The following is a 19998-nucleotide window of genomic DNA, read 5'->3' on the forward strand; positions in this document are numbered from 1 at the left end:
TTCCCAAGCCTTTTCGTCTAAGGAGATGTCGTATGACACAGACCCAAGCAGAGACCTACCAGCAGCCCGATGCGTTCGGGCACTTTGGTCGGTTCGGCGGCCAGTACGTCCCCGAAACCTTGATGCCCGCCCTCCACGAATTGATCGAGGTCTACCACAACCTCGACGAATCCTTCTGGCGTGAATACCGTTCTTACCTTAAGGATTACGTGGGTCGGCCGACACCATTGTACGAGGCGAAGCGATGGTCTAGGGAAGCTGGTGGCGCGCGTATTTTCCTGAAACGCGAAGACTTAAACCATACCGGAGCCCATAAAATCAACAACACCGTCGGCCAGATTCTGTTGGCGCGGCGCATGGGCAAAACCCGCATTATCGCCGAAACCGGCGCCGGCCAACACGGCGTGGCCACCGCCACCGTGTGTGCGTTGTTCGACATGCCGTGCGTTGTGTACATGGGTGCCGAGGATGTCGAGCGCCAGTCGTTGAATGTGTACCGCATGAAGCTGTTGGGCGCGGAGGTGCGTCCGGTGACCTCTGGATCGCAAACCCTGAAAGACGCCACCAACGAGGCGATTCGCGATTGGGTGACCAACGTGGCGGACAGCTTTTACATCATCGGCAGCGTGGTCGGGCCACACCCTTACCCGGCCATGGTCCGCGATTTCCAAAAAGTGATCGGCGAGGAGTGTTTGCAGCAACTCGACGAACGGGACCTCAAGGCCGACGCCGTGGTGGCCTGTGTCGGCGGCGGTTCCAACGCCATGGGCATTTTCTACCCCTTTATCGACAAGGACACCCGTTTGATCGGGGTTGAAGCCGCCGGACGCGGGGTTGAATCCGATGAACACGCCGCTTCCATCAGCAAGGGCAAACCCGGTGTGTTGCACGGCGCCATGTCGATGCTGTTACAGGATCCCAACGGTCAGGTCGCCTTGGCCCACTCGATTTCGGCCGGGCTCGATTATCCCGGTATCGGGCCGGAACACGCGCATCTCAACGATACCGGTCGCAGCGCGTTTGTGGCCGTCACCGACGAACAGGCGCTGGAAGGCGTGGTTCGCGTTTCGCGACTGGAAGGCATCATTCCCGCGCTGGAATCGGCCCACGCCGTTGCCTACGTCGACCAGCTCGCGCGCACCATGCGCCCCGACCAGGTGATCCTGTTGAACATGAGCGGTCGCGGCGACAAAGACATGAATACCTACGAGAAACACATCAAGCCAGGAGCGTAACGTGAAGAAATTATTGGTCCCTTACCTCACCGCCGGTTTCCCGCAACGCGAATGGTTTGAGCCGATTGTGCGTGCCATGGACGAGGGTGGCGCCGACTACATCGAAATCGGTGTGCCTTTTTCCGATCCCATCGCCGACGGGCCCACCATCCAAAACGCCAGCCAGAAAGCGCTCGACAACGGCACCACGCCCCGCTGGATCTTGGACGAAATCAAACGCTTCCGCGGCGACCTCAACGCCGAGCTGATTTTCTTCAGTTACTTCAACCCGATCCTCGCCCTGGATGGTTTGGAGGGCGCGGCCAAACACCTCAAAGACGCCGGTTTCCACGGGGTGTTGGTACCCGACTTGTCCTTGGAGCAGGCCGAACACTTTGCCGGCGCCATGGCGGCCGAGGGCGTGCATTACATCCCGCTAATCGCCCCGACCACGACGGAGGAACGGCTCAAAAAAATCGCGCCGGTGACCACCTCTTTTGCCTACGGCGTGTCGGTGACGGGTGTGACCGGTGCCCGCAAAGGCGTGGCCCAAGGCCTTGACGAATACCTGGCCCGTGTGCGCAACTTGCTGCAACGTCCCTTCGTGGTGGGTTTCGGAATTTCCACGCCGGAAGATGCGCGTGCCATCGCCCGCCAAGCGGACGGCGTGGTCGTGGGTTCGGCCTTAATCCGCTTGATGGAACAAGCCGAAGACCTGGACGATTGCGTCAAGCGCGTCAAAACCTTTATTTCGGAATTGCGCCAAGCCATTGACGAATAGTGAGATTGGGTGATTGTTCCGATGGCCAACAACAACGGCGGTCCTTCCTCGGGGCCGCCGTTTTCCGTTGTAAGGGCTGTTTTTATTCACGCCGGTTCATTGGGTTGGCCGTTGTTCCGTGTTTTTTACCTAGTGTTGGTTAGACCCGAGAAGGAGGCGTTGATGCGAAGGATCCGTGTGTTGCTGTTGCTGTCCGTTGTTTTCCCGGTCGTGGCCGGTGAAGCCGAGGATAAGGCCGCGATTACCCAAACCGTGATGAATTACGTCGAGGGCTGGTACCAACAGGATGCGGAAAAAATGGCCTCGGCCATGCATCCCAAAATGGCCAAATTCCATGTGATGAAAACCAGAAAGGCCGGCGATGTGGTGCAAGTGACCAACCCGGAACAATTGACCAACTTCACCGATGCAAGCCGGGAGATGGTCAAAGATATGCCGTTTAAGGCCGACATCACCGTGCTCTACCAAGATGAACGCATGGCCATGGTGAAGTTGGAATCGTTGGTTTTCTACGATGGCATCGGTTTGATGAAACGCAACGGGGAGTGGAACATTGTTCAGGTCATGTGGGCCTTTACGGAAGAAGCCAAGACCTACTGGTCCAAAAAAGAAAATAAGCCGCTCGCGTTAGCGTTTTAGCCGCGCGGTGGCTTCTTCGAAAGCTTCTCGATCCAGGTAATACTTGGGGCATCGGTCTTTATCGAGGGCATATAAGGCGAATCCCGGCTGGGTCACGTTGACAATCATTGCGAAAGAACAGCCGCATTCACCGGCGGTCACCGAAAAGTGGTCATTGTCGTGCCATTCGAGGGAAGAAAGATCCCACACCGAATAACAGCCCTCCCTTAGCTCATGGATATCGGCCAGTGGCGTTGCCTCCCGTGGATCAGCAAAATCAAGCAATTCTTTCGTCGCGTAAATGCCGCCTTGGATGAACGCGTAGCGTCCATTTGGCGACCACATCTCGGTGGCGAAGGTGGTGCAGCCGCCGCCAATTTGGGTAATGGTCCCGCGTGACGCATTGATGAAATACGCCTTGCATGGCAAAAAGTGCGTGGGTGTGACAAATCCTTCAAAAACTTCGTAACTGTCCCAATCAAGGGTGGTTACCCAAACCAAGGGCAACGTGGGATGCGCTCCTATGTTGTGAATGCTCAGGTCAAACGCATAGGTTTGGGGTTCGCCCGACCCGTGAAGGGTGAGGACACAGTCTTCCGTTCGTTCGACCTGGATCGGCCCGGTCCAAAGCCACAAAGAGAAAAGGGCGGACAAAAGCATGGAACACCTCGTCCACCCATTTTAGTCGAAGGCATCAATCCGAGTGTGTTTTGCTGATTAAATGCACCCTTTTGGCTAATTGGTGGATGTTCTTATTTTTTTGACCGGAAAACGGCCCAGCGCTCGTGGTTTGACTGGGTGCGCGTCGCCCGGATTCTGATTGACGCCCCCACCCTACGCGTATTACTTTTGTGCGAATAAAAAACATATGGTTTTCCGCCCCGCCGGGCCCTGAACCGAGAGGATTCTTTTTTGCCGGATATCGCCAGCTTTATTTGGGGTGTTGCCGACCTCATTCGGGATTCGTTCAAACGTGGTAAGTACCAAGACGTCATCCTTCCCTTTACCGTCCTTCGCCGCATCGACTGCGTGCTGAAACCCAAACGCAAAGCCGTTTTCAGCAAATACCAAACCTTTCGGGAATCCTTGTCCGAGGACAAACTCGCCAAGGTTCTCCAACAAGCATCGGGTTTCGCCTTTTACAACGTGTCCAACTACGACTTTGAGAGCCTGCTCGCCGACGGCGATAACCTGGAAGCCAACTTAAGTAGCTACATCCAAGGTTTCTCACGCAACATGCGCGAGGTCATTGTACGCTTTGACTTCCTCAACACGATCTCCAAGCTGGAAGAGGCCGGCCTGCTGTTTAAGGTGATGGAACGCTTTAACCAAATCGACCTCCACCCCGATGTGCTGGACAACCACGCGATGGGCAGTGTCTTCGAGGAGCTGATCCGCAAATTCAACGAGGCAACCAACGAAAATCCGGGGGAACACTTCACGCCGCGCGATGTGGTGCGGCTGATGGCCCGGCTGCTGCTGGAACCGGACCGGGAAAAACTTCAGCAGGCGGGCAAAATCTGCGAAATCTGCGATCCCTGCTGTGGGACGGGGGGAATGCTCACCATCACCCGCGACCTGGCCGAGGAAATGGGATTGGGCGCGCGGTTTTACTTTTATGGCCAGGAAGTGAATCCCGAGACCTTTGCCATCTGCAAATCGGATTTGTTCATGCAGAGCACGGACGGCCGGGACGCGGAGAACATCAAATTCGGCAGCACCTTGGCGGAGGATCAGCACGAGGGCAAGGTGTTTGACTATTTGATTGCCAACCCGCCCTACGGCAAAGATTGGAAAGGCGATCAAGCCGCGGTGAAAAAAGAAGCAGCGCGGGAGGGCAGCCGTTTCTCGCCGGGCCTGCCGCGCATTAACGACGGGCAATTGTTGTTTTTGCTGCACATGGCGCACCACATCCGCCCCGCCTATCGCGGTGGCGGGCGTTTGGCGGTGATTATGAATGGTTCGCCGTTGTTCACCGGCGACGCGGGCAGCGGCGAAAGCGAGATCCGGGGTTTCCTGCTGGAACAGGATTTGGTGGAGGCGATCGTGGCGTTGCCGGAGCAGTTGTTCTACAACACGGGCATCGCCACCTACGTGTGGATCCTCAGCAGCAAGAAAGCGGGCACACCGCGCGAAGGCAAGGTACAGTTGATCCATGCGTCGGGCGAGGCCTTTTGGCAACCGATGCGCAAAAGCTTGGGCGACAAAAGGCGCGAGCTTTCCAACGCGCAAATCGAACAGATCGTCGCTCTGTACACGGCCTTTGAAGAAAACGAAAACAGTAAAATTTTTGACCGCGACGCATTCGGGTACCACAAAATCACGGTTGAGCGGCCGTTGCGCTTGAAGTTCCGCGCGGATGAAACCCATTTGGCGCTGCTGCGGGAGCACAAGGCATTTGCCGGTTTGGCGGTGAGCAAGAAAAAAAACCCGGGTCAGCAAAAGGTGGAAGAAGAAGCGGGCCGGCTGTTGCAAGAAAGCATCCTGAGGGCGCTGGGCACCTTGCCGGACGCGTGGATTATGGACCGCGCGGTATTTGAAAAACAGTTGAAGGAAGCCCTGAAGCAACGCAAACTGACGCTAAAGGCACCGGTGAAAAAAGCGATTTTGGAGTGCTTGGGCGAGCGGGATGAAACGGCCGCCATCTGCCGGAACAGCAAAGGCGAAGCGGAGCCGGACCCGGAATTGCGGGATACGGAAAACGTGCCTTTGACCGAGGATATCGAAGCCTATTTTGAGCGGGAAGTGTTGCCCCATGTACCCGATGCTTGGATCGATTGGAGCAAAGAGAAAAAGGGCTGGGAGATTCCGTTTAGCCGATATTTTTATGAATATATTCCTATAAGGCCATTGGGCGAAATCAGAGATGAAATACGCAGCCTGGATAGAGAAATAAGTACCTTAGTAAGAAAGGCGCTATTTTGAAAGAAAAATCAAACAAACATACAGCCAGCATGATACGCTTGAAATATTCCACCTCAATTAAAATAACCGATGGGCCACACGAGACACCTCAACTTATTGCCAAGGGAATCCCTTTTGTTTCCGCTGAAGCCATTAAAAATGGAAAGATAAGTTTTTCTAATGTCAGAGGGTATATTAGCCTTAAAGATCACAAAAGATATTCAAAGAAGTTCAAACCTCAGAAAAATGACATTTTCATAGTCAAGTCTGGAGCAACAACTGGCAATGCAGCCATAGCAGAAGTCTGCATTGATTTCAATATCTGGTCTCCACTAGCCGCAATCAGAAGCAACCATAACTTTCTACCTCGCTATCTCTTTTACTACATCAACTCCAAAGACTTTCAGGATGAGGTTAGAAAAAACTGGAATTACGGGACACAACAGAACATTGGAATGAGCACTTTAGGCGAGATACCAATCGCTTACCCTACCCTACAAGACCAAGCGTCAATAGTAGAGTTCTTAAATAGAAAAACAATGGTGATTGATGGGTTGATTGAGAAGAAGGAGCGCTTGATTGGGTTGCTTGAGGAGCAACGGCAGGCGCTTGTTACGCAAGCCGTCACCAAAGGACTGGATCCCGATGTCCCCATGAAAAACTCCGGCATCGATTGGCTTGGCGACATCCCCGCTCATTGGCAGGTAATTAAACTAAAACGCCTTGGACGTATTCGTTCTGGTTTAGCGATTGGAAAAAATTATGGAGATCGTGAAACAACGCCCTACCCCTATCTAAGAGTTGCCAATGTTCAAGATGGATTTTTGAACCTCGAAAAAATGAAAACAGTAAACGTGCCTACCAATGATGCCCTTCGCTACGCCTTAAAAAAAGGTGACGTACTAATGAATGAAGGTGGCGATTACGACAAACTCGGGAGAGGTGCTGTTTGGAATGAAGAGATTGAGAAATGCCTACATCAAAATCATGTTTTTGCTGTACGTTTATATGACCGATCTTTATCCACTTGGATATCTATTACCACTCAAACCAACTACCTAAAGCGATATTTTCAAGGGAAAGCGGTAAGAAGTACCAACTTAGCTTCAATATCATCCACAAACATTAAACATGCACCCATTGTTCTCCCTCCGAAAAAGGAACAGTTTGCTATTTTGAGTTTCCTCGATGATAAGCTCAATCATTCAGATCAAGCTAAACAACTGATAGAAAAGCAAATCGCTCTTCTCAAAGAATACAGGCAGGCGCTGATTACCGCGGCGGTGACCGGTCAGATTGATGTTAGCGCCGAGGAGCCGGACCCATGTCCCTAACACCGGATGAAACCGACTTTGAGGCCGCCATCGAAGCCGCGCTGATCCGAAACGGCTACAGCAAACGGCTGCCGGCCCACTACGACGAACAGCTTTGTCTCGACAGCGCGCTCCTCCTTAATTTCATCCGCGCTACCCAACCCGCGGCATGGGCCAAGGCGCAAAAACGCGAGACCCGCCCCGCCCAAGTGATCCTCGACCGCGTTAGCCGCGACCTCGCCAAACACGGCGCGCTCCACGTGTTGCGCCACAAGGTGCGCGCCTGTGGCGAAAGCTTCCGACTGGCCGCTTTTAAACCGCGCACCAACAAAAACCCCGCCGAACAACACGCCTACGCCGCCAACTGCTTCTCGCTGATCCGTCAGCTCGTTACCGACAAAGGCGAAGTCCCCGACTTGGTTCTTTTCCTCAACGGCCTGCCGCTGTTCACGGTGGAACTCAAAAACCAAACCAGTGGGCAAAACGTGAAACACGGCCTGCTTCAGTTCAAAAACGACCGCAACCCGAGCGGCGGCCTTTATGCGCCGGCACGCTGCCTGGCCCATTTCGCGGTGGACACGGATTTAGCCTACGTCACCACGGTCCTCGCCAAACAAAAAACCCAGTTCCTCCCCTACAACCGCGGCCACCAATTCGGCGCGGGCAACCCGCCCACCCCCAACGACTTGCGCACGGCCTATCTGTGGGAGGACCTGTGGACACCCGACAGCGTGTTGGAACTGGTTGATCGGTTTATCCATCGCAAGGAAGACAAAAAAGGCCGGGCCGGCAAAGGCGACCTGATCTTTCCCCGCTACCATCAGCGCGACGCGGTGCGCCGCCTGATCGCGGACGCGGGCCAACAAGGACCGGGCAAACGTTACTTGATTCAACACAGCGCGGGCAGCGGCAAAAGCTACACAATCGCCTGGCTGGCACTTCGCCTGGCGCAACTTTTCGACGACCAGGGCGAACGCGTGTTCCACACGATTGTGGTGTTAACCGACCGCCGCGTGCTCGACCGCCAGCTCCAAAACACCATCGGCGGCATGCAGCGGTTTAACGGCCAGGTCGAGAACATCGACCAAACCTCACGGCAATTGCGCCAGGCCATTAGCGACGGCAAAAACATCATCGTCACCACCCAGCAGAAGTTCCCCGTGATTGAGGACGAGGCACGGGCCACGCCGGGCAGACGCTTCGCGATCATCATCGACGAGGCGCACAGTTCCCAAGACGGTGAAACAAGCAAAAGCGTGCGCAAGGTGCTGGGCGACCTGGCCGAGGCTGAGGCGCTGGAAACGGCGGCACAAAACACGCTGGAAGACCGCGTGTTGCGGGAAGCGGAGGCGCGGCGCCAAGCGGCCAACACCTCGGTCTTCGCGTTTACGGCCACACCCAAAAAACGCACCCTCGAACTTTTCGGCGAGCAACAAAGCGACGGCAGTTTCCAAGCCTTCAGCCTGTACAGCATGCGCCAGGCCGTGGAAGAACGGTTTATCATGGACGTTTTGGCCAACTACACCACCTACCAGAGTTATTGGGAACTGACCAAAACCATCGAAGAGGATCCCCGTTACCAGGCGGGCAAGGCGGGTTCTCTGTTGGTGAAGTTCGTGGAACTGCACCCCCACGCGATTCGCAAAAAAGTGGAAATTATGGTGGACCATTTCGCCAACCACACCGCGCACCGCATCCACAACCGCGCCAAGGCGATGATCGTGACCCGTTCCAGGCTGCACGCGGTGCGCTACATTCAGGCCTTGCGCGGCTATTTGAAGGAACGCGGGTTGCCCTTCAAGGCGCTGGTTGCGTTCACCGACAAGGTCACGGATCCGAAGTCGGGCAAGGCGTTCACCGAGGCCCAACTGAACGGCTTCCCGGACAGCCGCACCGTGGAGACGTTCAAAGGGGACGACTATCGGTTTATGGTGGTGGCCAACAAGTTTCAAACGGGTTTTGACCAGCCGCTGTTGCACACCATGTACGTGGACAAAAAGCTGTCGGGCGTGGCGGCGGTGCAAACGCTGTCTCGGCTGAACCGCATGCATCCCGGCAAAGAGGAAACCTTTGTGCTGGATTTTGCCAACGACGGGGCCGAGATTCTGGCGTTTTTCCAGCAGCACTACCAACAGACGCGCTTGGCGAGGGCGACGGACCGCAACCAACTGTTCGATTTGGAAAACGAGTTGTTGGGTTTCCAAATTTTTGATGAGGACGATATCGGCCGCTACAACCAGATCCTGTTGACCGCCAAAAAAGCGGACACCCGCGCGGTGGGCAAACTCAACGCGGTTTTGGACGCGGTGGTGGAGCGCTACCTGGCGTTGGAGGAAGCGCGCCAAAAAGAATTCAAGGGCGTGGTGCGGGATTACGTCAAGCTGTACAGTTTTTTGGGGCAACTGTTCGATTACGCGGAAACAGGTTTGGAGAAACTCTATTACTTCGTGCGCGATCTGGCGCGCAAGCTGCCGGTCACGCGAGAAGAAATGCCGACGGCGATTTTGGATCAGGTCAACATCAAAACCTACAACCTGCGCCGCAAACAACAGGTCCCCCTGACACCGGAAAAGAAAAACGCGACGGTCGAACCGGTGGCGGGGCCGGGCGAACGGGGCCAAGGTCGCGAAGATATCGAACAGGAACTGTCGACCATTCTGGAGGATCTGAACCAAAAATTCGGGTTGGGCGAAACGCCGGCGGGCGCGGTGGCGATCCTTGCGGCGGTGGTCAACGAGATGGTCACGGATTTCAGCCTGGAAAACGCGGAACGGGCCAACGCGGAAGACAAAAACAAGTACGCGCTGGCGTTCAAACAGCTGTTTGAAGACAAGGTGATTGAACACAGCACGGAAAACAAGGCGTTTCTCGACCAAGTGCTGGTGGCGAGTTACGGCGAGGAACTGGCGTCGCGCATCATGAACAACCTGGTGCTCGATCCGTTGCACGAATGGCGCCGCCAAATTAAGGGGCACGAGGGGAAAAAGGTCGAGTTCAAGTCGACGCTGCGCTGGAACCTTCGCGAGGGCCGCAAAGACGATGTGATGATTCATTCCTGCTTGAAAAGCATCGCGGCTTTTATGAACTCGGAGGGCGGCCACCTGTTTATCGGGGTCGACGACGACGGCAAATTGCTGGGCATTGAACTGGACCAGTTTGAAGACAACGATAAGTTTGGTTTGTTTTTGGCGGAGAAGGTGCAGAACCATCTGGGAACCTTCGCGGCGCAAGACATTAACGCGGAATATCGGGCGATGGAAAACAAAACGATCTGCCGGGTGTTGTGCAAGCCGGCGGTGGACCCGGTGTTCCTGAAATGGAAAAAGCTGCAAAAAAACGCGGACGGCGATTTGTACGTGCGCACGGGGCCGTCCTCGCGCATTGTGCCCAAGGAAGAATTGAGCGATTTTATTCGGCAACGGTTCCCGACCTACTGGGAGCTTAACTACGCCAATAAATCGCGTGAAGCAAACCCAGCCAAGGCGAAGAAAAAGAAAAAGCCGGCAGCGCTTGAACTGGTAACGCATCCACCGCAAGACCAGCGCTTTACCACCTGCGTGCCCAAGGTCGACCTGCGCGCGGCGGCGGGCCTTTTCAGTGAATCCCAAGACACGGGCCTGGCCGAACTCAATGAAGCGACGACCTGGGTTAAGGTCAACCGCAAAATCGGCAAGGGCTGGTTTGCGGCGGAAGTTCACGGGCGCTCGATGGAACCCACGGTCGCCGACGGCAGCTTGTGTTTGTTTGCCCCGATCCAAGGCGCAAGCAAAAACAACAAAACGCTGCTGATCGCCTTGCGGGATCACACGGACCCGGAACACGGCGGACGGTACACGCTCAAAATTTACCGAAGCGAGAAGCAGGCAAACGAAGAGGGTACGTTGCACAATACACGCATCACCCTGGCACCGAAAAATCCAGAATTTGAAGAGATGGTTTTTACGGAGGAAGAAGCGGAAGGCCTGCGCGCCATCGGGGAGTTTCGCGGGGTTCTCGGATGAAACAGTGCATCTGCTGGGTGAACGGCCTGGTGCTGACGGCGTCTTTCGGTTGAAAAGGCACGGCGACTTGCCGATCCGCTTCAATGAACCGTCGCTAATCCGGTTACTTGCCTTTGGGAGGACCCTATGTGCGTTGAGGCGGATTTATCCAATGCCGATTGTGGGCACCCCTGTGCCGTCGCTCGGTCGTTTTCTTCGTACTCACAAGGCTTTCAGCTTCTTGCGACGAATCCTTGTGAGAATTGCGCGCTGGTCGAAAGCATCAATCCGGCCGCGTTTTGCCGATTAAATGCACCACCTTGGGCGGGTCGTCACCCTGGTGGAACGCGTTTAACCGGTCCTGTACCAGGCGATCATCCTCCGTGACCCGCTCGTGTAAGCGCAGGTGGTCGACCCAGTTGCGGTTAAAAAACGACGCCACCAAGCAGCCCGAACGGTCCGGGTCGCGGTAAACCCGCCAGCCAAAGGCACCGGAACGCAGGCGCATCTTGCGCACCGCTTCCGCCGCTTGGAAGAAGGCCGCTTCCTGATTTTCCGCGACCGCGTAGGTAATCAATACCTGAACCGGGCCGTCGTCGTCGCTTTGCGCCAACTCGGGATCGGGTGCCGGCCAATGACGGGAAGGCAGCAGGTTGGGACCGGCGCCCCGGGGTAATTTGAACCACAAGGCGCTGAGCTGCATGGTGAACAGCGCCGCCGCCGCGACGGACAAGGTCGCCGGCAACCGCGGCCGCGCCGCCGACATGCTGGGCATGAGCCGTTCCACCCTATGGCGAAAAATGAAAAAGTGGGGGCTTTAACCCGGGTTTACTTATTTAAAGATAGGATTTTTATGCCTTTGCCTGGTTCGACGAATGCGGCCAGCAGGGTTTTGTCCGGTAGGATTTCGATTTGCGGAAAGCCGCTGCCGCGACCGCCGGGGAACGGGATGTCCCAGTGTGGGAGCAGGTGTGTTTGGGTTTGTTTTGCCCGACCCTCGAACGGACGAACCCAGAGGCGAAGACCGCTTTCTGTTTCTTGGACCCAGCTTGCCCAGAGGCCGTCTTGGGTGAAAAGGAGGTCGGTGCGGCCACTTTGGTTTTTTTCACCGGTGTGGATCTTGTGCCAGGAGGTGCCGCTGTTGTCGCTCATTGCGACGCCGATGGTGCCGTCGTCTTTGCCTGAGAACCAGGCTGTTGCGATGCGGTTTCCGTGAGCGGCGAGGGCGGGGCCGTTGACCGGGCAGCCTTGGATGTTCCATTGTTCATTAAAGGCGGCCGTCATTTTTTCGGCTATGCCCGCGCGGTAGCGGATGAAGTGGATGTCGCGAATTTCGTTTTTGTCTCGATTGCGGTAGGCCGCGACCAGATCCCCGTTTTCCAAACGAACCAAATCGGTGCCGCAACATTCGCAGGTACGGTCATCCCATAGTTGTTCCGGGCTCAGTGTTTGCTTGCCGATGATGCGGAAACGCAACTGCATGTCGCCGTGTTCCTCGGCGTGGTGTTCGTGTCCGCCGCCTTCCTTGGGCTGCGCCGGCATGGCGCGGCCGTCCAACCAAATCGCGGCGATGCGTCCGTCGGCCAGGGTTGCCATCGAAACAAAACCGTGTTCCACCGGTGCTTGATCCTCATGGAGCCATTGCGATTCGGACCAGGTACGGCCTTGATCGAACGAGCGTGCGAAGCGCAGGCCATAGGCATACTGGTGTTTCATCGAAATAAATTCCGGCCAGACCCAAACCCAAAATTTGGGTCCGGGCTGCAAACGGGGATAATCGGCCCAGTTCACCAGCATCATGTCGCGTTTCGGGCCTTGAACGGGCGGTCCGAATTGGCGTTTCTCATGATCCCACTTGGCAAAAAACAGGGTGCCGCCTTGTGCGTGTTTCTCAGCCCAACTCATCAGGCGTTCGTCGCCGTGGCGGCTAAAAAAGGGAACACGGGCTTCGCTGGAGGCGTTAAACGGGACGGCGGAAACCTGGCCACTCTGTCGTTCGGAAGGTTTGGAGCCGGCCATAACCGGTGCCCCCAAAAAAAGAAACAAAGCCATCAGGATCATTATTAATGAAGAACGTTTCATGGTTGGGCAGCCTCTTAGACCAATAATCGAAACAACCCGACGACGGGCTCGCTCATCATACCCCATGCATTGGTGTTTGGTCTGACATGTCTGGTGGATCAGACAACACGGATGGAGGATGACGGGATGCGGATGATTGTGGGTGCCCTTGGTTGCCGGTACCCAACGCGGATGAAGGGGTAACGTCGGTGTGCGGGCCGGCGGTTGTTCCTCAATGATTCAAGCGATGCGGGTACGAAACAAGGTCTCTATCAAAGCCCAAGGTCCCAGGTGGACCCATTCATCCCAAGCGGAACAGGCAAAACCAAGCAGGTAAAGCTCAATCGCCTATCCTGTAAATAGCCCCATATCCTGAGAAATACCGAATACCAAGCCCCGCCCCACCGAAGCCCTCCCATCCGCCCCATCCCAAAACGAAAGAGGGCGGCCTTCGCCACCCTCAAAAAAAACCAAGCCTCAAACCATCCTCATCAGAAGATTTTGAGGAACAAGATCTGACCCGTGAAGTCGCCCGCCTCGTCCTCAAGATCCGCGTCGATGCCGTAACCGACGTTGGCGCGCAAGACCGTGCGCCACGGACCGATGAAGTTAACGCTGACGCCGATGCCGTACAAATCAACCGGATCCGCGCGGACCACCGAGCCGTCGGCCAAGAACTCGTCCCGCCAGGTACGGGCGCCGTCAAGCGAGAAACCGAGCTGGATCAGTTCCGCCACGCCCAGGTCGTAACCCAAACGCAGACGAACCGCCTCGTCGGCCTCAATCCCCGACGAACCAAAACCGGAAACCGAATTCTCGAAAAAGCCGAAATCGAAACGGGAGAAGCGGTCCTGGTCCCAACCCTTGAGGTATCGCACGTCGGCTTGAACCGAGTGGAACCCTTTGAAACGGTGGCTGTAGCTGGCGTCGAATTGCAAGGTCGACCAAGTGTCCTCCAGGGGATCGGTATTGTCAGGCAGGCCCCAGGTCTCCCACTCGCTGCGCGTGGCCGTCGAATATGCCAGCGCCGAAACGAAACGGCCGCGGTTGAAGGTCAGGCCCAGGGTGCCGGAGTGCTCCAAGTGATCGCTCGGCAACACGAATGCCTCGGCTGTGTCGTCCGCGGTGTCGTAGGATCGCGTGGCCACCGCGTAGTTGGCCGAGAACTTGAAAAAACTGTTGATGGGGATGCCGAGCGTTAGGTTAAAGGACTGATTGAGCGATTGAACCTCTTCTTCCTCAATCTCCTCGTCGCCTTGGTACACCTCATCGCCGAACTTGATCGCGGAGACAAACAGCTCCGCGGTCAAGTCCCAGCCACGACCCAGAAAGTCGGGGTTGGAGATGATGGCGTCGTTGACCAAACCCGCTACGAAGAAGTTGGCTTGCCAGCCGCGGTCGAGGAAGTCCAAGTCAATATAGTTAAAGCCGCCAAGGGGCAGCGGGAAATCGAAATTGGGATCCATCAACACACCGCCCAGCAAAAAGCGCTGTGGTGGTGTGGTTTCCTGAACGACCTCGCGTCGGCCGTCCTTTTTCTTAAGGTACCGGAACCCTTGCGCCGTATCGCGCAGGATAACCCAGTCCTCCAAGTAAGCTTGCGCCAAACGGGTTTCCAGGTCTTCTTGGTCGAAACGAAAGTTTTCGCGTCGGGTTTCAACCTGGAGGGGGATGGTTTCGCCCACCACGCTGAGTACCTGCAAGTTCTCCTCGCGTACCTGCACCCAGTAGCGTGTGCCGTCGACCGCGACCCAATCAAAAAAGGCGGTGGTTTCATTGCCGATCACCGGGGGTTCCAGCCCGCTTTGCGTAGCGCGCAGGCGGCGGTGGGCGCCGGTTTCTTGGTCGATCCAGACCGTGCCCGTGAAGAAATCGCCTTCCCCCTTGGGTTTAAAGCGGACCCGCCAGGTTTTGGCACCGTCGATGGTGTCCTCGCCCGCGTAGGTGTATTCGTAGGACTTGTCGAGGTCGATCTGCAAGGGTTCTTTGTCCAGCTTGTCGGGTTCGATCAGCGGCAGGTCGGGCAACTTTTCGTAAGGCCACTTCACGCCGCCGAAATACAAAGCGCGGCGAATGCGCTCGGTAGGTTGGTCGGCACGCATGATCAGGTCCTCGTAAAAGGTGACGTCGATGGTGGCGCCGCTGGGACCTTGGTAGCGATAGTTCTTTTTTTCCAGGGCTTCCATGGACGAGAACTTTTTGCTTTCTGCATCTTTAAAGACCTGATTGCGAACGACCAACTCGTAAGGGTCGACCGATTTGGCCTCGACAATTTTCAAGGTCTCGAGGGTGGGGCCGGGTGAAGCGGGGCGTAACTGGAAAAGATAGTAGTGCTCACCTTTGGCGAGGAAAAACTCCTGGAGCGTGCCGTAACTTTTGTGGCGATAGTCGCCATTCTCAGGATGGAGCAGGGAGACTTCCAAGCCCTCTACCAAGCGAAAGGAAAAGAGTCGGTCGGCTTCCGCGTCGCCGTAAACCGCGAGCTGGTAGTCGCCACTGCCGGGATTCAAGAAAAGCAGCGCCTCTTCCGCCGGCATGTTGGCAAAGGTGGGTTGGGTGTCGAGGCTCCCGGTATCGAGGGCGTCGATCGCTTCCAGGAACCGTTGGTGGGCCGGGCTGAGATTCAGGTTTTTGAAAACCACCGTGTTGATGCTGAGCGAGGAGGCTTCGACCAGGGTGGTCAACACCTGGGTGGTGGGGACGTCCACTTCCTGCCACAGCCGGCCGGTATCGTCCGCATCGGGAATGAAAGGATCCTCGTCAAACAGATAACCGTCGATGTAGGCGGCGGTCTCGTGTTGCATCAGCCCGTTAAGCTGGGCTTCCGAGGCGTGGATGCCCACTTGCGCCCGTTGCGATTTGGCCTTGGCGGCAACAATTAGGGCCTTTAGGTCGAAGGCGGCCTGTTTCCAGTCGGGGCGCCAGTCGGCGTCGACCCGTACAATAATATGGGTCAGGTCGGCGCGGTCAGGCGGCGTCTTTTTGAGGTCGGCGGGGACGCTGAGTTCCAGCAGGCCGGTTTGGCCGTCGTTGAGGCCGACCCAGGCGGGGAGGGTATCGCCGGCAAGCAGCGCCGGTGTGAGCAAGATGCCGACCAGGACCGTGCAGAGGAGCCTGGTGGGCGAAAGAAAGGGGCGTTGTTGAAACATCGCGAGGTTCCTTAAATGAAAAAATCCATACGGGGGAAAGTGAGAGGCAAAGGTCATGCCGGACCGAACGGCTTGGAAAATCGGTGGTGGCCCGAGCAAATGGGCCGAATGTCATGCGCATCAGCCTAAACCGATCAGTCTAGTATCCCATGCTTCGAGAACAACAGGCGGGCCGCATCTTCTTCCCGGGCGCGCTTTTTTGGCAAAAGTCGCGGGAACGGTACTCGCGGTCGTGGCAAACAAGCCTCGGGTGCTTTGGCGCCAAGCCGCGCGAGAAGCGGTGCTAGCATGCCTTTCAGTTGGTGTTGCCAACCCGCGAAATCCTTCGCAACGCCGTGAAATCCCTTGCGGCGCTGAGAAATTGGCGGGAGGGCTGGTAAAAACGACCTGTTTTTCGTACAATGGCCGGCTAATGTCTCGCATCCTGGATGCGGACGGCGGTTGGGGTTTCGCCCCGCGCCTTGTTGCTTGAAACCTAAGCGGCTCGATAAGAGTGAGGGGTTTTGGCTAAAGATCTGGAGCAAAATGGTTTGGAAAAAGCGGAGGCGCACCCGCCGGGTGCGGTGAGCATGTTTGCAGGCCGTTGCAGCGCAGAAGTTTCGCTAAAATCACCGCGAGTTATCGTGCTTCTTAGGTTGAACCCGCCTCGGCGGGCGGTACGGCCGCGGGGGGGGGTGAAACCGGAAAAACCGGGAAAACGGATCCGCGCCGCGGCGCTTTTTAGGGGATCGTCTGTGATCCAAGTGGATTTCTTGTTGGAAATTCACCTTGGTGATTGACAGGAGAAAGCGATTTCCTATAATGAAGTGTTTCGCTGCCGGGTCGGGGGATACTGTGATCAATCTGGCCACCCTTCAATCGGACAAACCACTCAACCGAGATTGTGAGTGGGAACGAATGACGTGGGAGACATCGTCGGGCATCGCCGAGTTTCATGATGTTACCTGTTCGTTTCGAATTCGCACGGACCCCATGGGGTACGTCGTCAAATACGAAGTGAAAGCCAACGTTGAAATCCCTTGTATTCGCTGCGGTCAAGCGCTGCAGATCCCGGTGGAACACGCCGATTGGGTATCCTTGCGGACGGGTCGACCCGAAGAGGGTCATGTCGTTCTCGGCAACGACGAAATGAACATCCGTTTTATTAGTGAACCCGCCTTCGACGAGGAGCAGTTTGTGGGAGAAGCCATCGAATTGGAATGTCCCACCTACCCCCGTCACGAGGAAGATGATTCTTCCTGCAAGATGTCAAACCAAGAACACCAGGAAGAATCCGAACCGGCCTCACCTTTTTCGGTGTTGTCCAAGTACCTCGATACTTGAGCGTTTTTTCCTTTTCGCGAAGTTAAGATTTCAAGGAGCTATTGTCATGGCAAACCCCAAGCGCCAAACGTCGAAACGGCGTCAACGCCAACGTCGTTCTCACCACGCACTGACCGCCACCGCCACCACCAACTGTTCAAACTGTGGTGAGCTGGTACGCCCGCACCGCGTTTGCGGTTCTTGCGGTTGGTTCGGCGGCAAGCAGGTTGTTGCTGTCGAAGAAGACTAGGTCGAGACCCTTGCCCCATTCTAAGGCGGGGGCCCGCCCCCGTCCATCATCCATCACATTGAGAGCAAACCCATGAATTCCAAAGTTGCACTTGTAACCGGCGGCTCCCAAGGGATTGGCCGCGCCATTTGTCGCCGGTTGGCAGCCGAAGGTTTTTTGGTTTTGGTTGCGAGCCGAAACCTCGAAAAGATTACCTCGGTAGCCGACGCAATCTGTGCCGACGGTTTCCAAGCGAAGCCGGTCCAATTGGATGTTCAGGCCACTGATTCCTTCAAAAATGTGATCAAAGAGATTACAACCGCTCACGGTGGGCTCCACGTGTTGGTCAACAACGCCGGAATCACCGCCGATAACTTGATGGCCCGAATTAAACCGGAAGCCTTCGACAGCGTTGTGAACACCAACTTGCGCGGCGCTTTTTTTCTGAGCCAAGCGGTTCTGCGCCCCATGATGAAACAACGCTGGGGACGAATTATCAACATCACCTCCGTTGTGGGGTTGATGGGGAACGCCGGCCAAGCCAATTACGCGGCTTCCAAGGCCGGTCTGGTAGGTGTCACGAAATCACTCGCTAAAGAAGTGGGTTCGCGCGCCATTACCGTCAATGCTGTTGCTCCAGGCTACATCGAAACCGACATGACCGGTGATCTTTCCGATCAGGTCACGTCCGCGTTTATGGAGCAGGTGCCACTCGGTCGAATGGGTCAACCGGACGACATTGCCCACGCTGTTGCGTACCTCGCAAGCGAAGGGGCGGCTTATGTCACCGGTCAGGTACTCACCGTCGACGGGGGACTTTACATGTGACGGCTGGACCGACGTCGGCCATGAAATTTGCAAAAGAGCTATTCCCTGGGAGGAAGTTATGTCAGACATTTTCGAACAAGTAAAAGTGGTGATCGCTGAAGAATTGGAAGTGGAAGAGGGTCAGATCAGCATGGAATCCATGATTGTCGACGACCTCGGCGCTGATTCTTTGGATGTCGTTGAGTTGATCATGCGTCTTGAAGAAAAGTTCGAAATTGAAATCCCCGATGAAGATGCTGAAAAAATTCAGACCGTCGGTGATGCGGTTAAATTTATCGAAGCTCGCAACAGCTAAGCCGCGTTTTGCGACCGCTTTTAGAACACCTGCCCGCCATTTTCCATTCCTGGCCGGCAGGTGTTTTTGCATCTGATTTTGGGAGGTTTTCTTGAGAAGAGTTGTCATTACCGGTCTCGGCGCGATCAGTCCCCTTGGACACGACGTCGAAACAACTTTTGCGCATCTTCTTCAGGGGCAATCGGGAATCGTTCAGATTTCTAAATTTGATGCGGCCAATTTTCCCAGCCGGATTGCCGGCGAGGTCCGTGACCTTGATATTTCGCCGTTTTTCTCGAAAAAAGAGGCCAAAAAGGTGGATGATTTCATCCAGCTTGCCGTGATCGCGGCCCATGAGGCCTTTGCCGACAGCGGCCTCGATTTGGAAAAGGTTGACCTGGAACGGTTTGGTACCATCATTGGCTCCGGCATCGGCGGGCTTCCCATGATCGAGCGCCAATACAAAGTATTGCTGGAGAAGGGACCGCGTCGCGTGACGCCTTTTTTCATTCCCTCCCTGATCATCAACCTCGCCGGCGGCCAGGTTTCTATGAAGTACGGGCTCAAGGGACCCAGTTCCGCGCCTGCTACCGCTTGTGCTACCGGAACCCACGCCATTGGCGACGCCTTCCGCTTGATTCAGTTCGGCCACGCCGACTTGATGGTGGCCGGCGGCACGGAATCCGTTGTCTGTGAACTGACCATGGCCGGGTTCGGCGCCATGAAGGCCCTTTCCACCCGCAACGATGAACCCCATCTCGCCAGCCGTCCTTTTGATACTGCCCGCGATGGCTTTGTTTTGGGCGAAGGTTGCGGTCTGTTGATTCTCGAAGAATACGAACACGCGGTGAAACGCGGTGCCAAGATCTACGCGGAAATTACCGGATACGGTATGTCCAGCGACGCGTACCACATTACCTCGCCTTCCGAGGACGGTGACGGTCCCGTTCGCGCCATGCAAGCCGCGCTTAAAGACGCCCGCATCAATCCCGAACAAATCGATCTGATCAACGCCCACGGCACCTCGACGCCGGCGGGCGATGCGATTGAAGCCCTGGCCATCGCCCGGGTGATGGGTGACCATGTCGGCAACGTCGTGGTTCATTCATCGAAATCGATGATCGGTCACATGCTCGGCGCCGCCGGTGGCATCGAAGCCGTGATCGTCGCCAAAACGATTGAAACCGGCAAGGTCCACCCCACCGCCAACTTGGAAAATGTCGACGAAAGCGTCCATTTCGACCCCATGCAGGGCGATGCGCGCGACATGTCCGTGAACATCGGGCTCTCCAACTCCTTTGGGTTTGGCGGTACCAACGGCACCTTGATCTTTCGTAAAGTTTAA

The 19998-nt window shown here is 56.0% G+C and carries 16 protein-coding genes; 12 read left to right on the forward strand and 4 right to left on the reverse strand.

The genetic code is table 11. The annotated features are described in order from the left end of the window. Window positions 1–32: 32 nt before the first annotated feature. The 3 genes from trpB to J3U88_RS17995 all read left to right on the forward strand — a co-directional run bounded on the left by trpB (window position 33) and on the right by J3U88_RS17995 (window position 2634). Entirely contained in the window at window positions 33–1235 is a 1203-nt protein-coding gene (gene trpB, locus J3U88_RS17985; RefSeq protein ID WP_207860321.1) for a tryptophan synthase subunit beta, read from the forward strand. A 1-nt stretch (window position 1236) separates the two neighbouring features. After that, window positions 1237–1995: a tryptophan synthase subunit alpha gene (gene trpA / locus J3U88_RS17990; protein WP_207860322.1), complete on the forward strand. Its 759-nt coding sequence runs from the start codon at window positions 1237–1239 to the stop codon at window positions 1993–1995. 162 nt (window positions 1996–2157) lie between these two features. After that, entirely contained in the window at window positions 2158–2634 is a 477-nt protein-coding gene (locus J3U88_RS17995) for a nuclear transport factor 2 family protein (protein WP_207860323.1), read from the forward strand. Here J3U88_RS17995 and J3U88_RS18000 read toward each other — a convergent pair. Beyond that, window positions 2623–3273, reverse strand: a complete 651-nt coding sequence (locus J3U88_RS18000) for a hypothetical protein (RefSeq protein WP_207860324.1) — start codon at window positions 3271–3273, stop codon at window positions 2623–2625. The genes J3U88_RS17995 and J3U88_RS18000 overlap by 12 nt on opposite strands. Window positions 3274–3525: 252 nt before the next feature. Between J3U88_RS18000 and J3U88_RS18005 the strand changes: the two genes are divergently transcribed. The 3 genes from J3U88_RS18005 to J3U88_RS18015 are packed head-to-tail and all read left to right on the forward strand — an operon-like array spanning window position 3526 to window position 10831. Next, entirely contained in the window at window positions 3526–5538 is a 2013-nt protein-coding gene (locus J3U88_RS18005; protein ID WP_207860325.1) for a type I restriction-modification system subunit M, read from the forward strand. Next, window positions 5535–6851 (forward strand): restriction endonuclease subunit S, encoded by a 1317-nt coding sequence (locus J3U88_RS18010; RefSeq protein WP_207860326.1) that lies wholly within the window; start codon window positions 5535–5537, stop codon window positions 6849–6851. Before J3U88_RS18005 ends, J3U88_RS18010 begins: the two co-directional genes overlap by 4 nt. Next, window positions 6842–10831 (forward strand): DEAD/DEAH box helicase family protein, encoded by a 3990-nt coding sequence (locus J3U88_RS18015; protein ID WP_207860327.1) that lies wholly within the window; start codon window positions 6842–6844, stop codon window positions 10829–10831. Before J3U88_RS18010 ends, J3U88_RS18015 begins: the two co-directional genes overlap by 10 nt. A gap of 262 nt (window positions 10832–11093) precedes the next feature. On the opposite strand, the gene J3U88_RS18020 is transcribed toward J3U88_RS18015, so the two are convergent. Then, on the reverse strand, window positions 11094–11585 hold the full coding sequence (locus tag J3U88_RS18020) for an MFS transporter (RefSeq protein WP_207860328.1): 492 nt from the start codon (window positions 11583–11585) through the stop codon (window positions 11094–11096). On the opposite strand from J3U88_RS18020, the gene J3U88_RS35360 reads away from it, so the two are divergent. After that, on the forward strand, window positions 11575–11631 hold the full coding sequence (locus J3U88_RS35360; protein WP_423842064.1) for a helix-turn-helix domain-containing protein: 57 nt from the start codon (window positions 11575–11577) through the stop codon (window positions 11629–11631). The genes J3U88_RS18020 and J3U88_RS35360 overlap by 11 nt on opposite strands. Window positions 11632–11638: 7 nt before the next feature. Here the strand turns inward: J3U88_RS35360 and J3U88_RS18025 are convergent, their stop codons facing one another. Together J3U88_RS18025 and J3U88_RS18030 are read right to left on the reverse strand one after the other, a co-directional pair. Then, on the reverse strand, window positions 11639–12892 hold the full coding sequence (locus J3U88_RS18025) for a sialidase family protein (RefSeq protein WP_207860329.1): 1254 nt from the start codon (window positions 12890–12892) through the stop codon (window positions 11639–11641). 470 nt (window positions 12893–13362) lie between these two features. Beyond that, window positions 13363–16020, reverse strand: coding sequence for a BamA/TamA family outer membrane protein (locus J3U88_RS18030; protein WP_207860330.1), 2658 nt, complete (start codon window positions 16018–16020; stop codon window positions 13363–13365). An 897-nt stretch (window positions 16021–16917) separates the two neighbouring features. Here J3U88_RS18030 and J3U88_RS18035 point away from each other — a divergent pair. From J3U88_RS18035 to fabF, 5 genes are all read left to right on the forward strand, one after another. Beyond that, on the forward strand, window positions 16918–17343 hold the full coding sequence (locus J3U88_RS18035) for a YceD family protein (protein ID WP_207860331.1): 426 nt from the start codon (window positions 16918–16920) through the stop codon (window positions 17341–17343). A gap of 46 nt (window positions 17344–17389) precedes the next feature. Further along, a complete protein-coding gene (rpmF, locus tag J3U88_RS18040) occupies window positions 17390–17572 on the forward strand; it encodes a 50S ribosomal protein L32 (protein WP_207860332.1) in 183 nt (60 codons plus the stop codon). Window positions 17573–17644: 72 nt separating this feature from the next. Next, the gene (gene fabG, locus J3U88_RS18045) at window positions 17645–18379 is read left to right on the forward strand and encodes a 3-oxoacyl-[acyl-carrier-protein] reductase (RefSeq protein WP_207860333.1); all 735 of its coding nucleotides are present in this window, start codon (window positions 17645–17647) and stop codon (window positions 18377–18379) included. A 58-nt stretch (window positions 18380–18437) separates the two neighbouring features. Next, window positions 18438–18674 (forward strand): acyl carrier protein, encoded by a 237-nt coding sequence (gene acpP / locus J3U88_RS18050; protein WP_207860334.1) that lies wholly within the window; start codon window positions 18438–18440, stop codon window positions 18672–18674. Window positions 18675–18765: 91 nt separating this feature from the next. After that, window positions 18766–19998 (forward strand): beta-ketoacyl-ACP synthase II, encoded by a 1233-nt coding sequence (gene fabF, locus J3U88_RS18055; RefSeq protein ID WP_207860335.1) that lies wholly within the window; start codon window positions 18766–18768, stop codon window positions 19996–19998.

It is taken from the genome of Acanthopleuribacter pedis (genome assembly GCF_017377855.1).
GTDB classification, from domain to species: Bacteria; Acidobacteriota; Holophagae; order Acanthopleuribacterales; family Acanthopleuribacteraceae; genus Acanthopleuribacter; species Acanthopleuribacter pedis.

Bases quoted from the DNA above. Each gene is read 5' to 3' on its own strand.
- J3U88_RS18020 (WP_207860328.1), bottom strand. From the start codon at position 11,585: ATGCCCAGCATGTCGGCGGCGCGGCCGCGGTTGCCGGCGACCTTGTCC.
- rpmF (WP_207860332.1), top strand. From the start codon at position 17,390: ATGGCAAACCCCAAGCGCCAAACGTCGAAACGGCGTCAACGCCAACGT.
- J3U88_RS18030 (WP_207860330.1), bottom strand. From the start codon at position 16,020: ATGTTTCAACAACGCCCCTTTCTTTCGCCCACCAGGCTCCTCTGCACG.
- fabG (WP_207860333.1), top strand. From the start codon at position 17,645: ATGAATTCCAAAGTTGCACTTGTAACCGGCGGCTCCCAAGGGATTGGC.
- trpB (WP_207860321.1), top strand. From the start codon at position 33: ATGACACAGACCCAAGCAGAGACCTACCAGCAGCCCGATGCGTTCGGG.
- J3U88_RS18035 (WP_207860331.1), top strand. From the start codon at position 16,918: ATGACGTGGGAGACATCGTCGGGCATCGCCGAGTTTCATGATGTTACC.
- J3U88_RS18015 (WP_207860327.1), top strand. From the start codon at position 6,842: ATGTCCCTAACACCGGATGAAACCGACTTTGAGGCCGCCATCGAAGCC.
- acpP (WP_207860334.1), top strand. From the start codon at position 18,438: ATGTCAGACATTTTCGAACAAGTAAAAGTGGTGATCGCTGAAGAATTG.
- J3U88_RS18025 (WP_207860329.1), bottom strand. From the start codon at position 12,892: ATGAAACGTTCTTCATTAATAATGATCCTGATGGCTTTGTTTCTTTTT.
- J3U88_RS17995 (WP_207860323.1), top strand. From the start codon at position 2,158: ATGCGAAGGATCCGTGTGTTGCTGTTGCTGTCCGTTGTTTTCCCGGTC.
- J3U88_RS18000 (WP_207860324.1), bottom strand. From the start codon at position 3,273: ATGCTTTTGTCCGCCCTTTTCTCTTTGTGGCTTTGGACCGGGCCGATC.